Origin of the sequence: Streptomyces sp. 5-10, assembly GCF_014712245.1 — a bacterium.
GTDB lineage: Bacteria > Actinomycetota > Actinomycetes > Streptomycetales > Streptomycetaceae > Streptomyces > Streptomyces violaceusniger.
In genome coordinates, this window is record NZ_JACVYG010000022.1 from 59,229 (window position 1) to 74,841 (window position 15,613).

Below are 15,613 nucleotides of genomic sequence, written 5' to 3' on the forward strand. Positions count from 1 at the left end.
TCACCGCTCCGTCGACAGCGGCGCCAGCCGGGCCTGGGGGCGGCCCTGGGCGGCCGCCGCGAGCCCGACGACGATCTCGTCGGCGCGCGGCCCGTCCGCCACCCGGACCTCGATGCTCTGGTGGTGCGAGCGGATGGTGGCGTCGGTGATGTGCTTGAGCGGGATGTCGAAGACCGTGCCCGGGGCGGCCCGCTTCTCCACGGCCGGGAGCAGGGTCGTGGCGTTCGCCGCGCGGCGGAAGTGGTCGCCGAACTTGAGGGTGTGGATCAGCGCGGAGCCGTGCTCGACCTCCCCGTCCAGGCCCACGATCGCGGCCTTCCCGTACGCCTCCACCGGCGTGCCCAGCGCCTCGACCACGCGCGGCGCCAGCAGCTCGCCCAGCTTCGGCGCCACCTCGTCGATCCCCGGCAGCAGATCCGCCACGAAGCCCTGGCCGGCCCAGGGGTTCTCGATGACGGCCAGCACCACGGCCGTACGGGCGGGCGGGTCCACCGGGCGGCCGCCCTCGCTGTGGACGTCCTCGGTGAAGGTGATGATCTTGCGGATGTTCATGTCACGGTCTCCAGGTCGTCGTCCAGATCGGCCAGGCGGATGAGGGGGTCGGTGGCGCGGTCCCCGATCCGGGCGTTCGGGCGGGGGCCGGATGCCCCGGCCGCGATGACGACGATCTCGTCCGGGCGGGGCGCGTCGGGGATGCGGATCTGGCAGGTCTGGTAGTGCGAGCGGGTCGCGGCCGCGGTCTTGTGCCACAGCGGCACGGTCAGCGGCTCACCGGCCGGAAGCCGGTCGTCGCTGAAGACGATGATCGAGGTGCCCTCGGTCAGCTCGCGGAAGACATTGCCGAAGAACGGGGTGTGGATCAGCGCGGAGCCGTGCTCGATCTCCCCGTCCAGGCCCACGATCGCGGCCTTGCCGAAGGACTCGATCCGGTCCACCCCGCCCAGCGCCTCGCTGATCCGGTCGGTGAGCAGCCGGGCCAGCCCCGGTGCGATCCGCTCCACCTCGGGCCCCAGGTCGGCGACGAAGCCGCCGCCGGCCCAGGGATTGCTGATCACCGCGGCCGCCGCGACCCGGCGCACCGGCACCGCGACCGGGCGGCCGAGCTCCAGCAGCGGCTCATCGGCGACGGTGACGACCTTGCGCAGCCGTGCCTCAGCCATGACCGCCACCGGTGGTGAACCGCGGCATGACCTTCTCGGCGAAAAGCTCCAGGCTGCGCATCGCGTTGCGGTGCGGCAGACCGGGGTGGGTGGTCCACAGCAGCAGGTGCTCACACCCCACCTCATCGCGCAGCTCGGCGATCTTCTCCGAGACGTACTCGGGGGTGCCGACCAGCAGATTGCGCCCCTGGAGGAAGTCGAAGGACAGCTCGTGGGCGTCCGAGAGCTCCTCGCCCGCCTCCATGAGGTTGGACAGCCCCCGCCAGTGCATGATCCACCGGTAGGTGGTCATCAGCGCCTCTTCGAATTCGGCGCGCGCCTGCTCCATGGTGTCGGCGACATACACATCGCGCACCAGGCCGATGCCCTCGCCCAGCGCGTACTCGCGCCCGGACGCCTGGCTCGCGGTGTCCCGGTAGAGCTCGAACCGCTCCTTGAGCGCGGAGACCGGCGGCAGCCAGAAGAGCCCCTGAACGCCGTCGGCCGCGGCGGACTTGATCGAGCGGGGGCTGTCGATCACCTGCCACAGCGGAGGGTGCGGCCGCTGCAGCGGAAACGGTGTGACCTGCATCTTGGTGATGACACCGGCGTCGGTGTAGTCCGGGGTGGCGGGGGAGAGGGGGTGGTTCCACTTCACCCCGGGTGCGGGGAACTCGTAGAACCGGCCCTGGTGCGAGAAGAACTCGCCGCTCCACGCCTTGCGCAGGACCTCCACGGTCTCGTCGTACAGGGCGCGGTTCTGCTCCTGGTCGCGCGGGTCGGCCAGGGCGTTGAGGTTGAGCGCCTCGCGGCCGTACAGCCCCCGGCCGAGGCCGACCTCGACCCGGCCCCCCGAGAGCTGGTCGAGCATCGCGATGTCCTCGGCGAGCCGCAGCGGATGCCAGAAGGTGGCGATCGAGGCCGCCTGGCCGATCCGGATGTGCTCGGTACGGGCGGCGATGTCCGCCCCCATCAGCACCGGGTTCGGGGTGATCTCGATCGCCTCGTGCCCGAAGTGGTGTTCGGTGTACCAGGTGGACCAGAAACCCGCCCGGTCCGCGGTGACGGCGAACTCCCGGGCCTCGTCCATGACGTCGGCGTAACTGCCGAGACGGCCCGGGGCGCCGAGGTTGTGGAATATCGAAAAGCGCATGCAGCGTCCGTCCTGTTCTTCCGGCTCACGCTGTGCCATGGCAGGGAGGCTAGGAGTCCGTATCGGGCCCGTCAAGGGTCAACGGCAGGAAAACAACCTTGACCTGTGCCTTTATTGAGCGCTCGGAACTTTCTCGGCTCATCTGTCCCAAGGTGTTGACAGTCGCCGATGGCCTTTCTACGGTCCTCTGCCATACAAGAGCTGACTGAGGGAAGACGTCATGACGCACACTCTTGACCGCACCGCCCGCATCCGCTCCACCTGGCAGGCGGTCTGGGACCGGGGCGAGGTCGACGCGCTCGACCAGCTGCTCGGCCCCGCCTATGTACGCCGCCGCGGGCCCGCCGCGGCGCCCCAGGACCGAGAGCAGTTCAAGGAGTCCATCCGCGCCATCCGCCGGGCCTTTCCCGATCTCCACACCGAGATCGAGGAGATCGTCGAGGACGGCGAATCGCTGGCGATCCGCTGGCGCAGCACCGGCAGTCACACCGGCGACTTCCTCGGGGTCCCGGCCACCGGACGGCCGGTCGAGGTCTCCGGCGCCACCTTCACCCGCTTCGACCACGGTGTGGTCAGCGAGGAGTGGGTGACCTGGGACCCGCGCCAGCTGCTGGAGGCGCTCGGGATCGTCACCACCACCCAGCGGGCGGCCGTCGACGCCGATGTGGTCCGTGGCGTACACCGCAAGTTCATCACCGGTGTCACCGTCGTGACCTGCGACGACGACGGTAAGCCCCGAGGGCTCGCGGTGAACGCGTTCGCCAGCATCTCACTGGATCCACCCATGGTGCTGGTCTGTGTGCAGCGCACCTCCACGACCCACCCCGCGCTGCACCGGGCGAGCCACCTGGGGATCAACATCCTCGCCGCCGGCCAGCTCGATGTGGCCAAGACCTTCGCCTCCAAGGCGGACGACAAGTTCGCCGGGCTGTCCTGGACCCCCGGTGAGTTCGGCGTCCCGCTGATCGACCGGTCCTGCGCCCAGCTCGAGGTGGAGATCGGCGAGCGGCTGGAGGCCGGCAGCCACACCGTCTTCACCGGCCGGGTGGTGTCCGCCCGCCATGAGGAGCTGGCCCCGCTGGTCTACAGCGGCGGCGGCTTCTTCGACATCTCCCACACCGCGCCGCTGCCGTGGTGAGACACCGCCACCCCGATCCGCGGCGCCACCGGCCCCCCGCCACCCCCTGACGCCCACTCCTCCCGTCCCAGGAGCACGCCCATGACCCACGACGACACGGCGCCGGTGTACGGCAGCGCGGTCACCAAGGTGGAGCCCTTCGGGGTCGACCACATCCCCGACAACGAGCGGCACGGCAAGCCCAGTTCGCAGTTCTTCGTCTGGTTCGCCGCCGGTCTCAACTTCCCCATCATCCTGCTCGGGTTCAGCGCGGTCGGACTCGGCCTCAGCTTCGGCGCCGCCGTCGCCGCCATCGTGGTCGGCGCGGGTCTCGGCTCGCTGCTGATGGCCGTGATGTCCCGGATGGGCGTACGGCTGGGGGTGCCCCAGCAGATCCAGGCCCGGGGCCCGCTCGGCTTCTTCGGCAACTTCCTGCCGGTGGCGTACATCAATGTGTTCGCCGGGGTCGGCTGGGCCGCCGTGACCGTGATCCTCGGCGGCAAGGCCATCGCCGAGCTGACCCAGCTGCCCTTCTGGGTCTGCGGGTTGGCGCTCACCCTGGTCGAGCTGGTGGTGTCCATCTACGGCTACAACATGATCAATTTCCTGCAGCGGGTGCTGACCTACGTCCTCACCCCGCTGTTCGTGATGATCACGGTGGTCGCCCTGGTGCGGGGCGCGGGCACCTTCGACGCCGATCCGAAGGCGGCGGACTACGTCGGCTCCACCGGCGGCTGGATCACCTTCGGCGGCTGGTTCCTCTCCTTCCTCGTCGCCTGGGCGCCGTTCGCCTCGGACTACTCGCGCTATCTGCCCGACTCGCCACGCGTGGTGAAGCGCACCGCCTGGTACACCGGGCTCGGCAACTTCGTCACCATCTGCTGGCTCGGCATCCTCGGTGTGCTCCTCGGCTCCAACGCCACCAGCACCGACTCCATCACCGCCCTGCACCAGCTGACCGGGCCGTTCGCCATCCCCGCCCTGATCGCCATCGGGCTCTCCGCCCTCGCGCAGAACTTCCTCAACGTCTACGGCGGCGCGATCTCCGTCCAGACGCTGAAGGTGCCGGTCACCCGGACCCAGGCCGTCACCCTCATCTGCGCGCTGGCGTATGTGATCAGCCTGTGGGGGCACTCCGGGACCGAGGACAAGTTCTCGGTGTTCCTCAACCTCACCGCGTACTTCATCGCGCCGTTCGCCACCGTGCTGCTGCTCGACTACCACCTGGGCGGCCGCTCCGACCCCGGCCGGATCGCCGAGCTGTACGACCGCGGACGGGTGCTCTCCTGGGGCTTCGTCGCCTGGGTCGGCGGAGTGCTGGCCTCGGTGCCGTTCTGGCAGTCCGACCTCTACACCGGGGCGTTCGCCTCGGCGTATCCGCACGCGGGCGATCTCAGCATGTTCGTCGCGGCGGGCGCCTCGGCCGTGCTCTATCTGCTGACCTACCGGCTGCGGCCGCTGTGGACACGGGACACCCCCGCCACGGCCGAGCCTCAGCCGGAGAAGACGGCGGCGGTGGCGGGCTCCTGACGCGGCGTCGATGAACCGGGGCGGGCGGTGTCGCGAACGGCGACACCGCCCGCCCTTCGGAGACACCCCGCACCCTTGACCCCCGTCCCGCTACCGCCTCCGGCGCGGGGGCGCGGGGCGCTCGGCGGGGGCGGGGTCGATACAGCGCGACTGGGCGTGTTCGTACACCATCGTGCTCTGCACATCCGCCACCTCACGGCGCTCGGTGAGGCGGTCGATGACGAACGCGTACAGCCCATTGGTGTCCGGCACCGCCACATGGATGAGGAAGTCATGGGCGCCGGAGGTGACGAACAGCCCGATGGTCTCCGGCAGCTGGGCGGCCCATTCCCGGAACCCCTCGATGACCGGCCGGGACGGCGGGCGGATCCGCACCGAGATCAGCGCCTGCACGGGGCGGCCGACCGCCTCCAGGTCGACGGCGGCGTGATAGCCGCTGATGATGCCGCGCTCGCGCAGCGCGCGGACCCGCTCCAGCGAGGTCGACGGCGAGACCCCCGTCCGCAGGGCCAGCTCGCGATTGGTCTGGCGTGCATCGTTCTGCAGCTCCCGCAGAAGAGCACGGTCGAGTGCATCAAGTTCCACGAAAGCGCTCCTTTGCCTGAGGACGTTCGGCGAGCCGTGCTCCGGCTCGGATGGATGGGTACCGTCCACCACGTTAGCCATCGACAAGGAGTACCGCTCGTGTCCGTTCCCCAGCTGTCCGACGAGGACGTACGCACCGATCAGTCCACCCGGCAGGCGAAGCTCAAGTGGGTGATCGTCGTGGACGAGGAGTTGCCCGCGGGCCGGGCGGTGAACGCCGCCGCCTGCATGGCCGCCGCCGTCGGCCGGGCGATGCCGGAGCTGCTGGGGCCGGACGGCAGGGACGGCTCCGGCGCCGGCCACCCCGGGCTGCCGTGGGCCGGCTGCTCGATCCTGGCGGCCGGCCCGGAGGCGCTGCGCGAGCTGCGGGCCAAGGCCGCCGAGAAGGACGATCTGTTCCTCGTCGACATGCCCGGACAGGCCCAGACCTCACGGGTCTACGACGAGTACCTCGACAGCCTGGCCGGCACCAAGACCGAGGATCTCGACTATCTCGCGGTCAGCCTCGTCGGCCCGCGGAACAAGGTGAGCAGGCTCATCGGGAAGCTGCCCCTGCTGCCCTGACCTCCGCGCCGCCCGTCGCGGCCGGATCGCCCAGCGCGTAGGGGGCGAGGATGTCGGCGATGGCCCGGTTGCGCGGGGTGGCGACCCCCAGCTCGGCGCCGAGGTCTGCCACCGCCCCGCTGAGCCAGCTCAGTTCGAGACGGTTGCCGCGCAGGAGGTCGTTGTGCATCGAGGACGTCATCGTGGCGGGCAGCGTGTCACAGAAGGCGAGCCGGTCGTCGGCGAAACCGGGGTCCAGGTCCACGCCCTTGGCCCGTCCCACCGCGACCACCTCGTGCATCACCTCGCGCAGCAGTTCCCGTGATCCGGGATTCCCGCGGACCACGCCGATCGGCTGCCGTACCGCCGACGTGGTCCCGGAAAGGCCCACCAGGAAGACGAACTTCTCCCAGATGGTGCGCTCGATGTCCCCGCTGATCTCCGCGTCGACACCGGCCGCGAGACAGCGGTCGAGGAAGTGGCGGGCGCGCGGGGACTCCTTGCGGTCGTACTCCCCGAACACCAGCCGCTGCAGGGTGCCGTTGTGCACCACCACCCCGGGCTCCTCGATGAACGCCGAGATGTAGCCGACCCCGCCGAGGACGGACCCCGCGGGCAGGTGGCGCCGCAGCTCCGTGTCCTTCTGGACCCCGTTCTGGAACGACACGACCGCGGCGCCGCTCTCGGCGAGGGGCGCCAGCTGCCGGGCGACGTCCTCGGTGTCCCACAGCTTCACCGCCACCATGACGAGGTCCGGGGCCTCGAGGTCGGAGACCGCCGGCACGACCGCCTCGGACGGCACCCGCAGATCCCCCAGCGGGCTGCGCACCGTCAGCCCCTGCTCCCGGATCGCCGCGAGATGGCGGCCCCGGGCCACGAAGGTGACATCGTCCCCCGCGGCGGCGAGCCGCGCGCCGAAGTATCCGCCGACGCCGCCCGCGCCGATGATCGCGATCCGCATGCTGTCCCCTCGTCCTCAGCCGCTTAGTAACCCTTCAGGCGGTTACTATATCCGCATGGATTCCTCGACGGAGCGGGTCCCGCGGCCGCGGGTCACCGCGCGGCTGCGGGCACTGCGCTTCGACGCCGGCAGCCTCGCCCTGAACCTCGTCGCGTCCCTCGGGCGGCGCGGCAGCACCCCGATCGAGCGCCTCGGCACCCTCGACCGGCTGCGGGAGTGGTGTGACGGCGTCGGGCTGCGGCTCCACGACGAGGCCGTCACCGACGAACTCCTCACCGAGCTGTGGACGCTGCGCGAGGCGGCGTACGACGTGGTGGCGGCGGTCGTCCACGGCCGGGCCCCGGCCGCCGCGTCCGTGGCGCTGCTCAACGACCGGGCGCGCCCCGCCCCGCCGCGGCCGCTGCTGAGGGCCACCGGCACCGGGGTCGAGGTGGACGGCGCCGATCGTCCGCTGTCCGGGCGGGAGCTGCAGTCGGTCGTCGTCCGCGACCTCGTCGCGGTGCTCGGGGACCCGGAGCGGCGCGGGGCGCTGCGGGCCTGCGACTCCTCGCTGTGCACCATGATCTACCTCGACCCCACACCGGGCAGAAGGCGCCGATGGTGCTCCATGCGGCTGTGCGGCAACAGCGCCAAGGCCGCGAAACACCGGCAGCGGCAGGCCTCCGCCGCCCCGGCCGACTCCTGACGCCCGGGCGCTCGGATATGAAGCCCCGGCGCCCCGGCCGCGCCGTGAAGCCCCGGCGCTCTGGCCGTCTCCTTACGCCCCGGCGCTCCCAGGGCCGCTGTTTCCGGTGAGCCGCCCGGGGCACCCGAGGTGACCGGAGGGTTGCCGATGGCCGAAGAGAGCGACACCGACCCCGCACCGGAAGCACGACCCCCCGGCCGGGCCCGCGGTTCCGGGGGAGCGGCGGCCGCCGTCGCGCTGACCGTGGCGACCGGGGCGATGGACGCGATCAGCTTCCTGGCCCTCGGTGGCGTCTTCACCAGCGTCATGACCGCCAACCTCTCCCTGCTCGGCATGTCCACCGCGTCCCTGGACGCGGCGCTCGCCCGGGACTCCGCGGTCGCCATGGCCGGATACATCGTGGGCGCGCTGGTCAGCGGCCGGATCGTGCGCGGCTCCCGGCCCGCCCTGCGGGCCCGGTGCGCGCTCACCGTGGAACTGCTCGCACTCGGCGGGCTCTGGGCGGTGTGGGCGTCCGCCGACGGCCACCCCGCCGGTGGCCGGCAGCTCGGGCTGCTGGCGGTGGCCGCGCTCGCCATGGGAGGGCAGAGCGGTCTGGTGCGCGCCGTCGGGCCGCCCGGCTTCTCCACCACCTACCTCACCGGCACCCTGACCGGGGTGCTGGTCGACGCGGTACGCAGCGGAACGGTGCGCCGGCTCAGCATCGCGCTGCTGGGAGGCCTGGTGGTGGGCGCCGCGGCCGGCGGGCTGCTGGTGGCCCACGCCGCGCGGGCCGCGCCCGCCCTGCCGACCGGGCTGGTCGGCCTCGTACTGCTGGCGTCCCTGACCTCCCTGGCCCGGGATGCCCAGGGCCATCTCTGGCCCCACTCCGAGTAGCGCACCCCGAGTAGCCCGCCCCAACGCCGCCCGCCCCGGGGCGGGTTGACCGGCGATTCACTCTTCCAGCGGAGCGTCATCCGATGTCAGACTCGGCCCGTGACCGACTTTGACATGCTTGTGATCGGGTCCGGGCCGGGTGGCCAGAAGGCTGCCATCGCCGCCGCGAAACTCGGTCGCCGGGTGGCCGTCGTCGACCGTAAGGAGATGGTGGGCGGGGTCTCCCTGCATACCGGAACCGTTCCGTCCAAGACCCTGCGCGAGGCGGTGCTCTATCTCACCGGGCTGACCCAGCGGGATCTCTACGGCCAGAGCTACCGGCTCAAGGAGGAGATCACCGTCGCCGACCTGACGGCCCGCACCCAGCATGTGGTCGGCCGGGAGGTGGACGTCGTCCGCAACCAGCTCTCCCGCAACCGGGTCGCGATGTTCCCCGGCACCGGCCGGTTCGTGGACGACCACACCGTGGCGGTCACGGACGCCACCGGCCAGGAGCAGCTGCTCACCGCCCGGCACATCGTGATCGCCACCGGCACCCGCCCGGCCCGCCCCGCGAGCGTGGAGTTCGACGAGCGGACGATCATGGACTCCGACAGCGTGCTCAACATGGAGCGGGTGCCGCGCTCCATGGTCATCGTGGGCGCCGGGGTGATCGGCATCGAGTACGCCTCGATGTTCGCCGCCCTGGGCAGCAAGGTCACCGTGGTCGAGCAGCGCGAGGGGATGCTGGACTTCTGCGACGTCGAGATCGTCGAGGCGCTGAAGTACCGGCTGCGCGACCTGGCCGTCACCTTCCGCTTCGGCGAGACCGTGGCGGCCGTCGAACGCCATCCGCGGGGCGCCCTGACCGTCCTGGAGAGCGGTAAGAAGATCCCCGCCGACGCGGTGATGTACTCCGCGGGGCGCCAGGGGCTCACCGACGCGCTGGACCTCGCCAAGGCGGGGCTCACCGCCGACCGGCGGGGCCGGATCGCGGTGGACGAGCACTACCGCACCGCCGTGCCGCACATCTACGCCGTCGGCGATGTCATCGGCTTCCCGGCCCTGGCCGCGACCTCCATGGAACAGGGGCGGAGCGCGGCGTACCACGCGTGCGAGGAGCCGGTGAACCCGATCCACCACCTGCAGCCGATCGGGATCTACAGCATCCCCGAGATCAGCTTCATCGGCCGCACCGAGGACCAGCTCACGGACGAGAAGGTGCCCTTCGAGGTCGGGGTCTCGCGCTATCGCGAGCTGGCCCGGGGCCAGATCGTCGGCGACGCCCACGGCATGCTGAAACTGCTGGTCTCCCCGGAGGACCGGCGGCTGCTCGGGGTGCACTGCTTCGGCACCGGCGCCACCGAGCTGATCCACATCGGCCAGGCCGTGATGGGCTGCGGCGGCACCGTCGACTATCTGGTGGACGCGGTGTTCAACTATCCGACCTTCGCCGAGTCCTACAAGGTCGCCGCGCTCGACGCCACCAACAAGATGCGCGAGGTCGACCTCCTGCGGGACTGACCCCCGGCCCCTCCTGCGGGACTGCCCCCGGCCCCCGCCCTCCTCCGCGCCCCGCTCCCGAATATCCCTTTTGGGATACTGGGAGACAGATCGGGAGGAGGGCTGAGATGACTCGCGCAGTCGGTATTGACCTGGGTACGACGAACTCGGTCGTATCGGTCCTGGAGGGCGGCGAGCCGACCGTCATCACCAACACCGAGGGCGCCCGGACCACCCCCTCGGTGGTGGCCTTCGCCAAGAACGGCGAGGTGCTGGTGGGTGAGGTCGCCAAGCGCCAGGCGGTGACGAACGTGGAGCGCACCGCGCGGTCGGTCAAGCGCCACATGGGCGAGGACCGGTGGCGGTTCCCGGCCACCGGCGATGTGGACGGCAAGCGCTACACCGCGCAGGAGATCTCCGCGCGGGTGCTCCAGAAGCTCAAGCGCGACGGCGAGGCGTACCTCGGCGAGGACGTCACGGACGCCGTGATCACCGTCCCCGCGTACTTCAACGACTCCCAGCGCACCGCCACCAAGGAGGCGGGCGAGATCGCCGGGCTGAAGGTGCTGCGGATCATCAACGAGCCGACGGCCGCCGCCCTGGCGTACGGGCTGGACAAGGAGAACGACCAGACCATCCTGGTCTTCGACCTCGGCGGCGGCACCTTCGACGTCTCGCTGCTGGAGATCGGCGAGGGGGTGGTGGAGGTCAAGGCCACCAACGGCGACACCCACCTCGGCGGCGACGACTGGGACCAGCGGATCGTGGACCATCTGGTCTCCCGCTTCGGACACGGCTACGGCGTGGATCTGGCCCGGGACAAGATGGCGGTCCAGCGGCTGCGCGAGGCGTCCGAGAAGGCCAAGATCGAGCTCTCCGCGGCCAGCGAGACCACGATCAACCTGCCCTACATCACCGCCTCCGACCAGGGCCCGCTGCACCTGGACGAGAAGCTCACCCGCTCGCAGTTCCAGCAGCTGACCGAGGACCTCCTGGAGCGCTGCAAGGCCCCCTTCCACCAGGCGATCAAGGACGCCGGGATCAAGACCGCCGATATCGACCATGTGATCCTGGTCGGCGGCTCCACCCGGATGCCCGCCGTGACCGGCCTGGTCAAGGAGCTGACCGGCAAGGAGCCGCACAAGGGCGTCAACCCGGACGAGGTCGTGGCGATCGGCGCCTCCCTCCAGGCCGGTGTCCTCAAGGGCGAGGTCAAGGACGTCCTGCTGCTGGACGTCACCCCGCTGTCCCTCGGCATCGAGACCAAGGGCGGCATCATGACCAAGCTGATCGAGCGGAACACCACGATCCCGACCAAGCGCTCGGAGGTTTTCACCACGGCCGAGGACAACCAGCCGTCGGTGCAGATCCAGGTCTTCCAGGGCGAGCGCGAGATGGCCGCGTACAACAAGAAGCTCGGGATGTTCGAGCTGACCGGACTGCCGCCCGCACCGCGCGGGGTGCCGCAGATCGAGGTGGCCTTCGACATCGACGCCAACGGCATCATGCACGTCTCCGCCAAGGACCTCGGCACCGGCCGGGAGCAGCGGATGACCGTCACCGGTGGCTCCGCGCTGCCGAAGGACGACATCGACCGCATGATGCGCGAGGCCGAGCAGTACGCGGAGGAGGACCACAGGCGCCGCGAGGCCGCCGAGACCCGCAACCAGGCCGAGTCGCTCGTCTACCAGACCGAGAGGCTGCTGCGGGACCAGGCCGACAAGGTGCCCGGGGACGTCCGGCAGGAGGCCGAGGCGGCGGTCGCGGATCTGAAGAGGACGCTCGAGGGCGAGGACACCAACGCGATCCGCGAGGCCACCGAGCGGACCGCCGCCATCGGGCAGAAGATCGGCACCGCGATCTACGCCCAGGCCCAGCCGTCCGGCCCGTCCGACGGCGGCGGATCCGGCGGCTCCGCGGGCGGCTCCTCCGGCGACGGGGAGGGCCGGGCCCACGGGGCCGAGGAGGACGTCGTGGACGCGGAGATCGTCGACGACGAGAAGACCGGGGACGAGCCCAGGGGCGGCGCCGGCTGACCGTCACTGCTTCCTGGCCGGCTCGCCCCGTCGTGCCGATACCTCCACCAGCTCCGAGCGCCCCTTCGCGTTGAGGTGCAGGATCGGAATGGCCTTGTTGCGCGGGTTGCCGTTGTTCTGGAACGAGATGAAGCCGCTCGCCCCCGGGACCTGCTGACGGCTGTTCATCTGGTGGAACATCCGAGCCACCGATTCCCCGGTCACGTCGCCCAGCGCCGCCATCTGGATGCCCTGGGCGGCGGTGAGCACCGCGTCATGCGCCATGATGGCCTGGCCGTCCTGGTGCTGGTCGTCGGGGAACCACTTGGCCAGCAACCCGCCCGGCTGGAAGTAGCGGGCCGATGGGCGGGAGACGGAGTCGGGGTCCTCCCGCCACATATCGGGGTGCGCCAGGCCCGTGTAGAGCACCCGCACCCTGCTCTCGGCGGCGTGGGCCAGGTCATCGGCGGTGAGGTTGGTGGTGTCGTCGCCGGTGATCACCATGAACTCCCGGTCCTGGCACGGGCGGTTGGCGATCGCGTCCAGGAAACGGGTGAGGTGCTTGCCGCGGCCCGCGAAGAAGACCGCCTCCGGCTTCTGGTCGCACAGCTGCCCGGGCATGTAGCGCAGCTCGTTCTCCCAGGCCCCGCGCACCGAGGAGTCATAGGTCATCCGGTCCGCCACCAGCTGGTGGCCCTTCATGTCCTGGAAGACCTTGGTGAAGGCGTCCCCCAGCGTCTTGGCGTAGTAGTTGTCCCGCGCGTCGTCCTGGACCACCACCGCCCGGCGGACGTTCTCCTCCTTGAGATACGCCGAGGCGGCGTACGCCTCGTCCACATTGGTCGGGGAGACCCGGACGAGCCCCTTGATGCCCTCTATGTTGGTGGCCGTCATGGTGCTGGCGACCAGGGCGAGACCGTTGTCGGACAGCCGCCGCAGCGCGTCGAGGTTCTGGGTGTCGCTGGGGCCGAGCCCGGTGACCGCGACCAGCTTGTCGTCGGAGGTCTTCCGGTCGATCAGCTCATCGACGGTGTGCTCCCAATGGGCCGCGCTGCTGCCCATATTGGCGATCAACAGCTTGATCTTGGGGGAGGAGGAGAGATCGCCGCGGTTGTGCCGGTACTGCGCCAGATACGCGCCCTCGAGCTCATGCCGGACCGATTCCTCGGAGTTGCTGTCGACCTCGGTCAGCGTGAAGGAGGTCATATAGGCGACGCTGACGTACTTGTCACCGCGCTTGTCGACCAGGTCGTTCTCCGCCTTGATCTTCTTCTCCACGGGCTTCAGATGGTCGGCGAAGCTGTACGAGCCGTCGGTGACGCCCACGCACTCGTGGTCGTCGCCCATCTTGACGACGCCGTCGCCGCACCGGTCCCGCTTCTCCGCGAACCAGTTCACGGCGAGCGGGATCGCCACCGCGAGCACGGCCAGGACGATCACGCCGATCACCACTCGGCGCACGATGTGCAGCGGCCATTCCAGTCTCGGCACCGGTCTCACCCCTCGCCCGCGCGCGTCAGCGGATGGCGCCAGTGGCGGTACCGCTCCGCCTCGTTGAACAGGGCCACGATGTCGTTCCTCCGCAGTCGTGAGAGCTGGTTGAAGCCGTCGGCGATCATGTCGTTCAGCCGCATCCCGGGGTCGGCGAGCGGATCGCTCCACACCCAGCGCACCGTGATCAGCTCCCGGATCACCGAGGCGGCGGTGACCGCCTCCGGGGGCTCGTCCGGGGCGAGGTCGGCGAGCAGCTCCAGCGGTCCGCCGGCCTGGCCCAGCCGGTTGGGGGCGGCCGTGATGGTGTTGAACTCAGCTATCCACTGCGCCGCGGGCACCGCCGGGAAGCGCTCCACCAGATACCCGGTCACCTCGTCGATCCGCTCCACCGCCAGCCGGTGGTACATCTCCTGGACCGGGCGGCCCTCGGCCCTGAAGTACTCGGCCAGCAGCTCGTGCACCGCGTCCCAGTCGTCCGGACGCCCGGCCAGCCGCCACAGCAACAGCCGCCGCAGCCAGGGGTGCAGGGCCGGGGTCACCGCGCCCGGGCTGTCCAGCAGCCAGCGGCCGCGGACCTCGCCGAACAGCGAGTCGCCCGAGCCCAGCAGCCGGGTGCCGATGGACAGGTCGCGCGCCGCGGCGCACTCCTCCAGCGCCACCCGCCGCGCGGGGTCGAAACCGCGCAGCAGATGGTCCAGCGCGGCCTCCGCCAGCGTCCGGGCGTCCTCGCCCTCCCGCGGTGTGCGGTCCGGCAGGGTGCGCAGCCAGCGGTCCTGCTCGGCGCCGTCCTCGACGGGCACGGACGAGTGCCGGAGCAGCTCCAGGACCAGGCTGACCGCCCGGGGGAGCCCCGCGGTCAGCCGGTGGACGAAGGGCGCGAGCCGGGTGAACGGCGCGAGGTCGGGGTGGTGGCGCAGCTCCAGCTCGATCCGGATGCGCACCTCGTCCAGATTGAGGTCGCGCAGCCGCAGCGGATACCACCAGGTGTCATCGCTGTCCCGGCCCGGCCGGTGCTCGCGCCAGTCCGCCAGCGAGGCCCGGTCCGGGCCGCGCAGCTGCCACGGCCACTGGTCGCCGGTGGCCGGGCCCCAGCGGGGCAGCCAGCGGTTGGAGCTGGCCACGACGGTGAGCGGATCGCAGTCGGCGCCCGCCACCACGGCGTCGTCATGGCGGGCCCGGATCAGCAGATCGAGGAAGCGACGGCCGTACGCGGTATGGGAGTTGTCCAGCAACAGCAGATACGAGCGGGGCATGAACGAGTGGCGCACATTGCCGCGCATGTCCGCCAGCAGGGCCGAGAACAGCACCCGGTCCAGCCGCTCCTGATCGTCCTCGTCCCCGTCGTGGCGCCACAGGTTGAGCTCGACCAGCGCCTCCCACGGATCCCGGCTCTGGAGCAGCGGATGGCCGCCGTACCAGGCCGCGCTGCTGGTGAACTTGCGGCCCGGCAGCCGCCTCCGGCCGCGCCGCAGCGCGTCCCGCAGCAGCGCGAGCGCCGCCGTGGAGGCGCCGTCGGGGGCGCCCACGGCGCCCCCGGCCACCTCGAAGAAGGCGGCGAGATAGTCGCCGTAGCGCGCCTCCGCCTGCTCCTGGAACGCGTCCAGCTCCCGCCGGATGTTGCGCCGCCCCTCCGCCAGGCTCGTCATCCGCAGCTGGTGGTCCGAGGCGAGCAGACCGAGCGTCAGCCGCGGGAAGTGCGAGCGGCGGTAGCGCGGCAGCTTGCGCTCCAGCTGGCGCGCGAGCAGCGCCAGGGCGTACCGCGGCAGCAGGGACTGCTCACCGCCGAGATTGACGTACGCGAACGGCGTCTCGGGGCCGAACTTCTCCATCAGCGCGCCATGAGCGTCGCTGGCCCCACTGCCGCGCGGCCCCAACAGCATGATCACCGGCCGCTCGTCCGTGGGCTCCAGCCTGAGGCACTCCCCGACCAGACTGATGATCCCGCTGCGGCCTCGCAGGCCCACGCCCATTCCGGATTCCGCCACGTGCCCCCGTCCCCCCGTTCAGGCCCCCCGTCGGCAACTAGGGGTCCT

Annotated in this window: 14 protein-coding genes; 7 read left to right on the top strand and 7 right to left on the bottom strand. The window is 71.0% G+C overall.

Features of this window, described 5'->3' with window-relative positions:
• Genes IEJ02_RS23760 through IEJ02_RS23770 form a run of 3 tightly spaced genes read right to left on the bottom strand, consistent with a single transcriptional unit; the run spans nucleotide 1 to nucleotide 2,292 of the window.
• Nucleotides 1-552: an amino acid synthesis family protein gene (locus tag IEJ02_RS23760; RefSeq protein ID WP_191066715.1), complete on the bottom strand. Its 552-nt coding sequence runs from the start codon at nucleotides 550-552 to the stop codon at nucleotides 1-3.
• On the bottom strand, nucleotides 549-1,160 hold the full coding sequence (locus tag IEJ02_RS23765) for an amino acid synthesis family protein (protein ID WP_191066716.1): 612 nt from the start codon (nucleotides 1,158-1,160) through the stop codon (nucleotides 549-551). Before IEJ02_RS23765 ends, IEJ02_RS23760 begins: the two co-directional genes overlap by 4 nt.
• Entirely contained in the window at nucleotides 1,153-2,292 is a 1,140-nt protein-coding gene (locus IEJ02_RS23770; protein WP_223864308.1) for an LLM class flavin-dependent oxidoreductase, read from the bottom strand. Before IEJ02_RS23770 ends, IEJ02_RS23765 begins: the two co-directional genes overlap by 8 nt.
• A gap of 220 nt (nucleotides 2,293-2,512) precedes the next feature.
• On the opposite strand from IEJ02_RS23770, the gene IEJ02_RS23775 reads away from it, so the two are divergent.
• Together IEJ02_RS23775 and IEJ02_RS23780 are read left to right on the top strand one after the other, a co-directional pair.
• Nucleotides 2,513-3,430 (top strand): flavin reductase, encoded by a 918-nt coding sequence (locus IEJ02_RS23775; RefSeq protein ID WP_137981497.1) that lies wholly within the window; start codon nucleotides 2,513-2,515, stop codon nucleotides 3,428-3,430.
• An 81-nt stretch (nucleotides 3,431-3,511) separates the two neighbouring features.
• Nucleotides 3,512-4,939, top strand: coding sequence for a purine-cytosine permease family protein (locus IEJ02_RS23780; RefSeq protein ID WP_191066718.1), 1,428 nt, complete (start codon nucleotides 3,512-3,514; stop codon nucleotides 4,937-4,939).
• Between the two features lie 90 nt (nucleotides 4,940-5,029).
• On the opposite strand, the gene IEJ02_RS23785 is transcribed toward IEJ02_RS23780, so the two are convergent.
• Nucleotides 5,030-5,524 carry an Lrp/AsnC family transcriptional regulator gene (locus tag IEJ02_RS23785; protein ID WP_191066719.1) on the bottom strand — a complete coding sequence of 165 codons (495 nt, stop codon included), beginning with the start codon at nucleotides 5,522-5,524 and terminating at the stop codon, nucleotides 5,030-5,032.
• A 99-nt stretch (nucleotides 5,525-5,623) separates the two neighbouring features.
• Between IEJ02_RS23785 and IEJ02_RS23790 the strand changes: the two genes are divergently transcribed.
• Entirely contained in the window at nucleotides 5,624-6,088 is a 465-nt protein-coding gene (locus tag IEJ02_RS23790; RefSeq protein WP_191066720.1) for a DUF2000 domain-containing protein, read from the top strand.
• Here IEJ02_RS23790 and IEJ02_RS23795 read toward each other — a convergent pair.
• On the bottom strand, nucleotides 6,060-7,028 hold the full coding sequence (locus IEJ02_RS23795) for a ketopantoate reductase family protein (RefSeq protein WP_191066721.1): 969 nt from the start codon (nucleotides 7,026-7,028) through the stop codon (nucleotides 6,060-6,062). The genes IEJ02_RS23790 and IEJ02_RS23795 overlap by 29 nt on opposite strands.
• Before the next feature lie 55 nt (nucleotides 7,029-7,083).
• Here IEJ02_RS23795 and IEJ02_RS23800 point away from each other — a divergent pair, with 55 nt between their 5' ends.
• The 4 genes from IEJ02_RS23800 to dnaK all read left to right on the top strand — a co-directional run bounded on the left by IEJ02_RS23800 (nucleotide 7,084) and on the right by dnaK (nucleotide 12,107).
• Nucleotides 7,084-7,713, top strand: a complete 630-nt coding sequence (locus IEJ02_RS23800; protein ID WP_191066722.1) for a CGNR zinc finger domain-containing protein — start codon at nucleotides 7,084-7,086, stop codon at nucleotides 7,711-7,713.
• A gap of 147 nt (nucleotides 7,714-7,860) precedes the next feature.
• Nucleotides 7,861-8,589, top strand: coding sequence for a YoaK family protein (locus IEJ02_RS23805; RefSeq protein ID WP_191066723.1), 729 nt, complete (start codon nucleotides 7,861-7,863; stop codon nucleotides 8,587-8,589).
• Between the two features lie 99 nt (nucleotides 8,590-8,688).
• Complete coding sequence (sthA, locus tag IEJ02_RS23810; RefSeq protein WP_191066724.1) at nucleotides 8,689-10,092, top strand: Si-specific NAD(P)(+) transhydrogenase; 1,404 nt, start codon at nucleotides 8,689-8,691, stop codon at nucleotides 10,090-10,092.
• 107 nt (nucleotides 10,093-10,199) lie between these two features.
• Nucleotides 10,200-12,107, top strand: coding sequence for a molecular chaperone DnaK (gene dnaK, locus IEJ02_RS23815; RefSeq protein ID WP_191066725.1), 1,908 nt, complete (start codon nucleotides 10,200-10,202; stop codon nucleotides 12,105-12,107).
• A gap of 3 nt (nucleotides 12,108-12,110) precedes the next feature.
• Here dnaK and IEJ02_RS23820 read toward each other — a convergent pair whose 3' ends face one another.
• Both IEJ02_RS23820 and IEJ02_RS23825 read right to left on the bottom strand, forming a co-directional pair.
• The gene (locus tag IEJ02_RS23820) at nucleotides 12,111-13,577 is read right to left on the bottom strand and encodes an ABC transporter substrate-binding protein (protein ID WP_191066726.1); all 1,467 of its coding nucleotides are present in this window, start codon (nucleotides 13,575-13,577) and stop codon (nucleotides 12,111-12,113) included.
• A 5-nt stretch (nucleotides 13,578-13,582) separates the two neighbouring features.
• Nucleotides 13,583-15,565: a hypothetical protein gene (locus IEJ02_RS23825; protein WP_275560674.1), complete on the bottom strand. Its 1,983-nt coding sequence runs from the start codon at nucleotides 15,563-15,565 to the stop codon at nucleotides 13,583-13,585.
• Between the last annotated feature and the right edge of the window lie 48 nt (nucleotides 15,566-15,613).

Bases quoted from the DNA above. Each gene is read 5' to 3' on its own strand.
- IEJ02_RS23760 (WP_191066715.1), bottom strand. From the start codon at position 552: ATGAACATCCGCAAGATCATCACCTTCACCGAGGACGTCCACAGCGAG.
- IEJ02_RS23765 (WP_191066716.1), bottom strand. From the start codon at position 1,160: ATGGCTGAGGCACGGCTGCGCAAGGTCGTCACCGTCGCCGATGAGCCG.
- IEJ02_RS23770 (WP_223864308.1), bottom strand. From the start codon at position 2,292: ATGCGCTTTTCGATATTCCACAACCTCGGCGCCCCGGGCCGTCTCGGC.
- IEJ02_RS23775 (WP_137981497.1), top strand. From the start codon at position 2,513: ATGACGCACACTCTTGACCGCACCGCCCGCATCCGCTCCACCTGGCAG.
- IEJ02_RS23780 (WP_191066718.1), top strand. From the start codon at position 3,512: ATGACCCACGACGACACGGCGCCGGTGTACGGCAGCGCGGTCACCAAG.
- IEJ02_RS23795 (WP_191066721.1), bottom strand. From the start codon at position 7,028: ATGCGGATCGCGATCATCGGCGCGGGCGGCGTCGGCGGATACTTCGGC.
- IEJ02_RS23800 (WP_191066722.1), top strand. From the start codon at position 7,084: ATGGATTCCTCGACGGAGCGGGTCCCGCGGCCGCGGGTCACCGCGCGG.
- IEJ02_RS23805 (WP_191066723.1), top strand. From the start codon at position 7,861: ATGGCCGAAGAGAGCGACACCGACCCCGCACCGGAAGCACGACCCCCC.
- dnaK (WP_191066725.1), top strand. From the start codon at position 10,200: ATGACTCGCGCAGTCGGTATTGACCTGGGTACGACGAACTCGGTCGTA.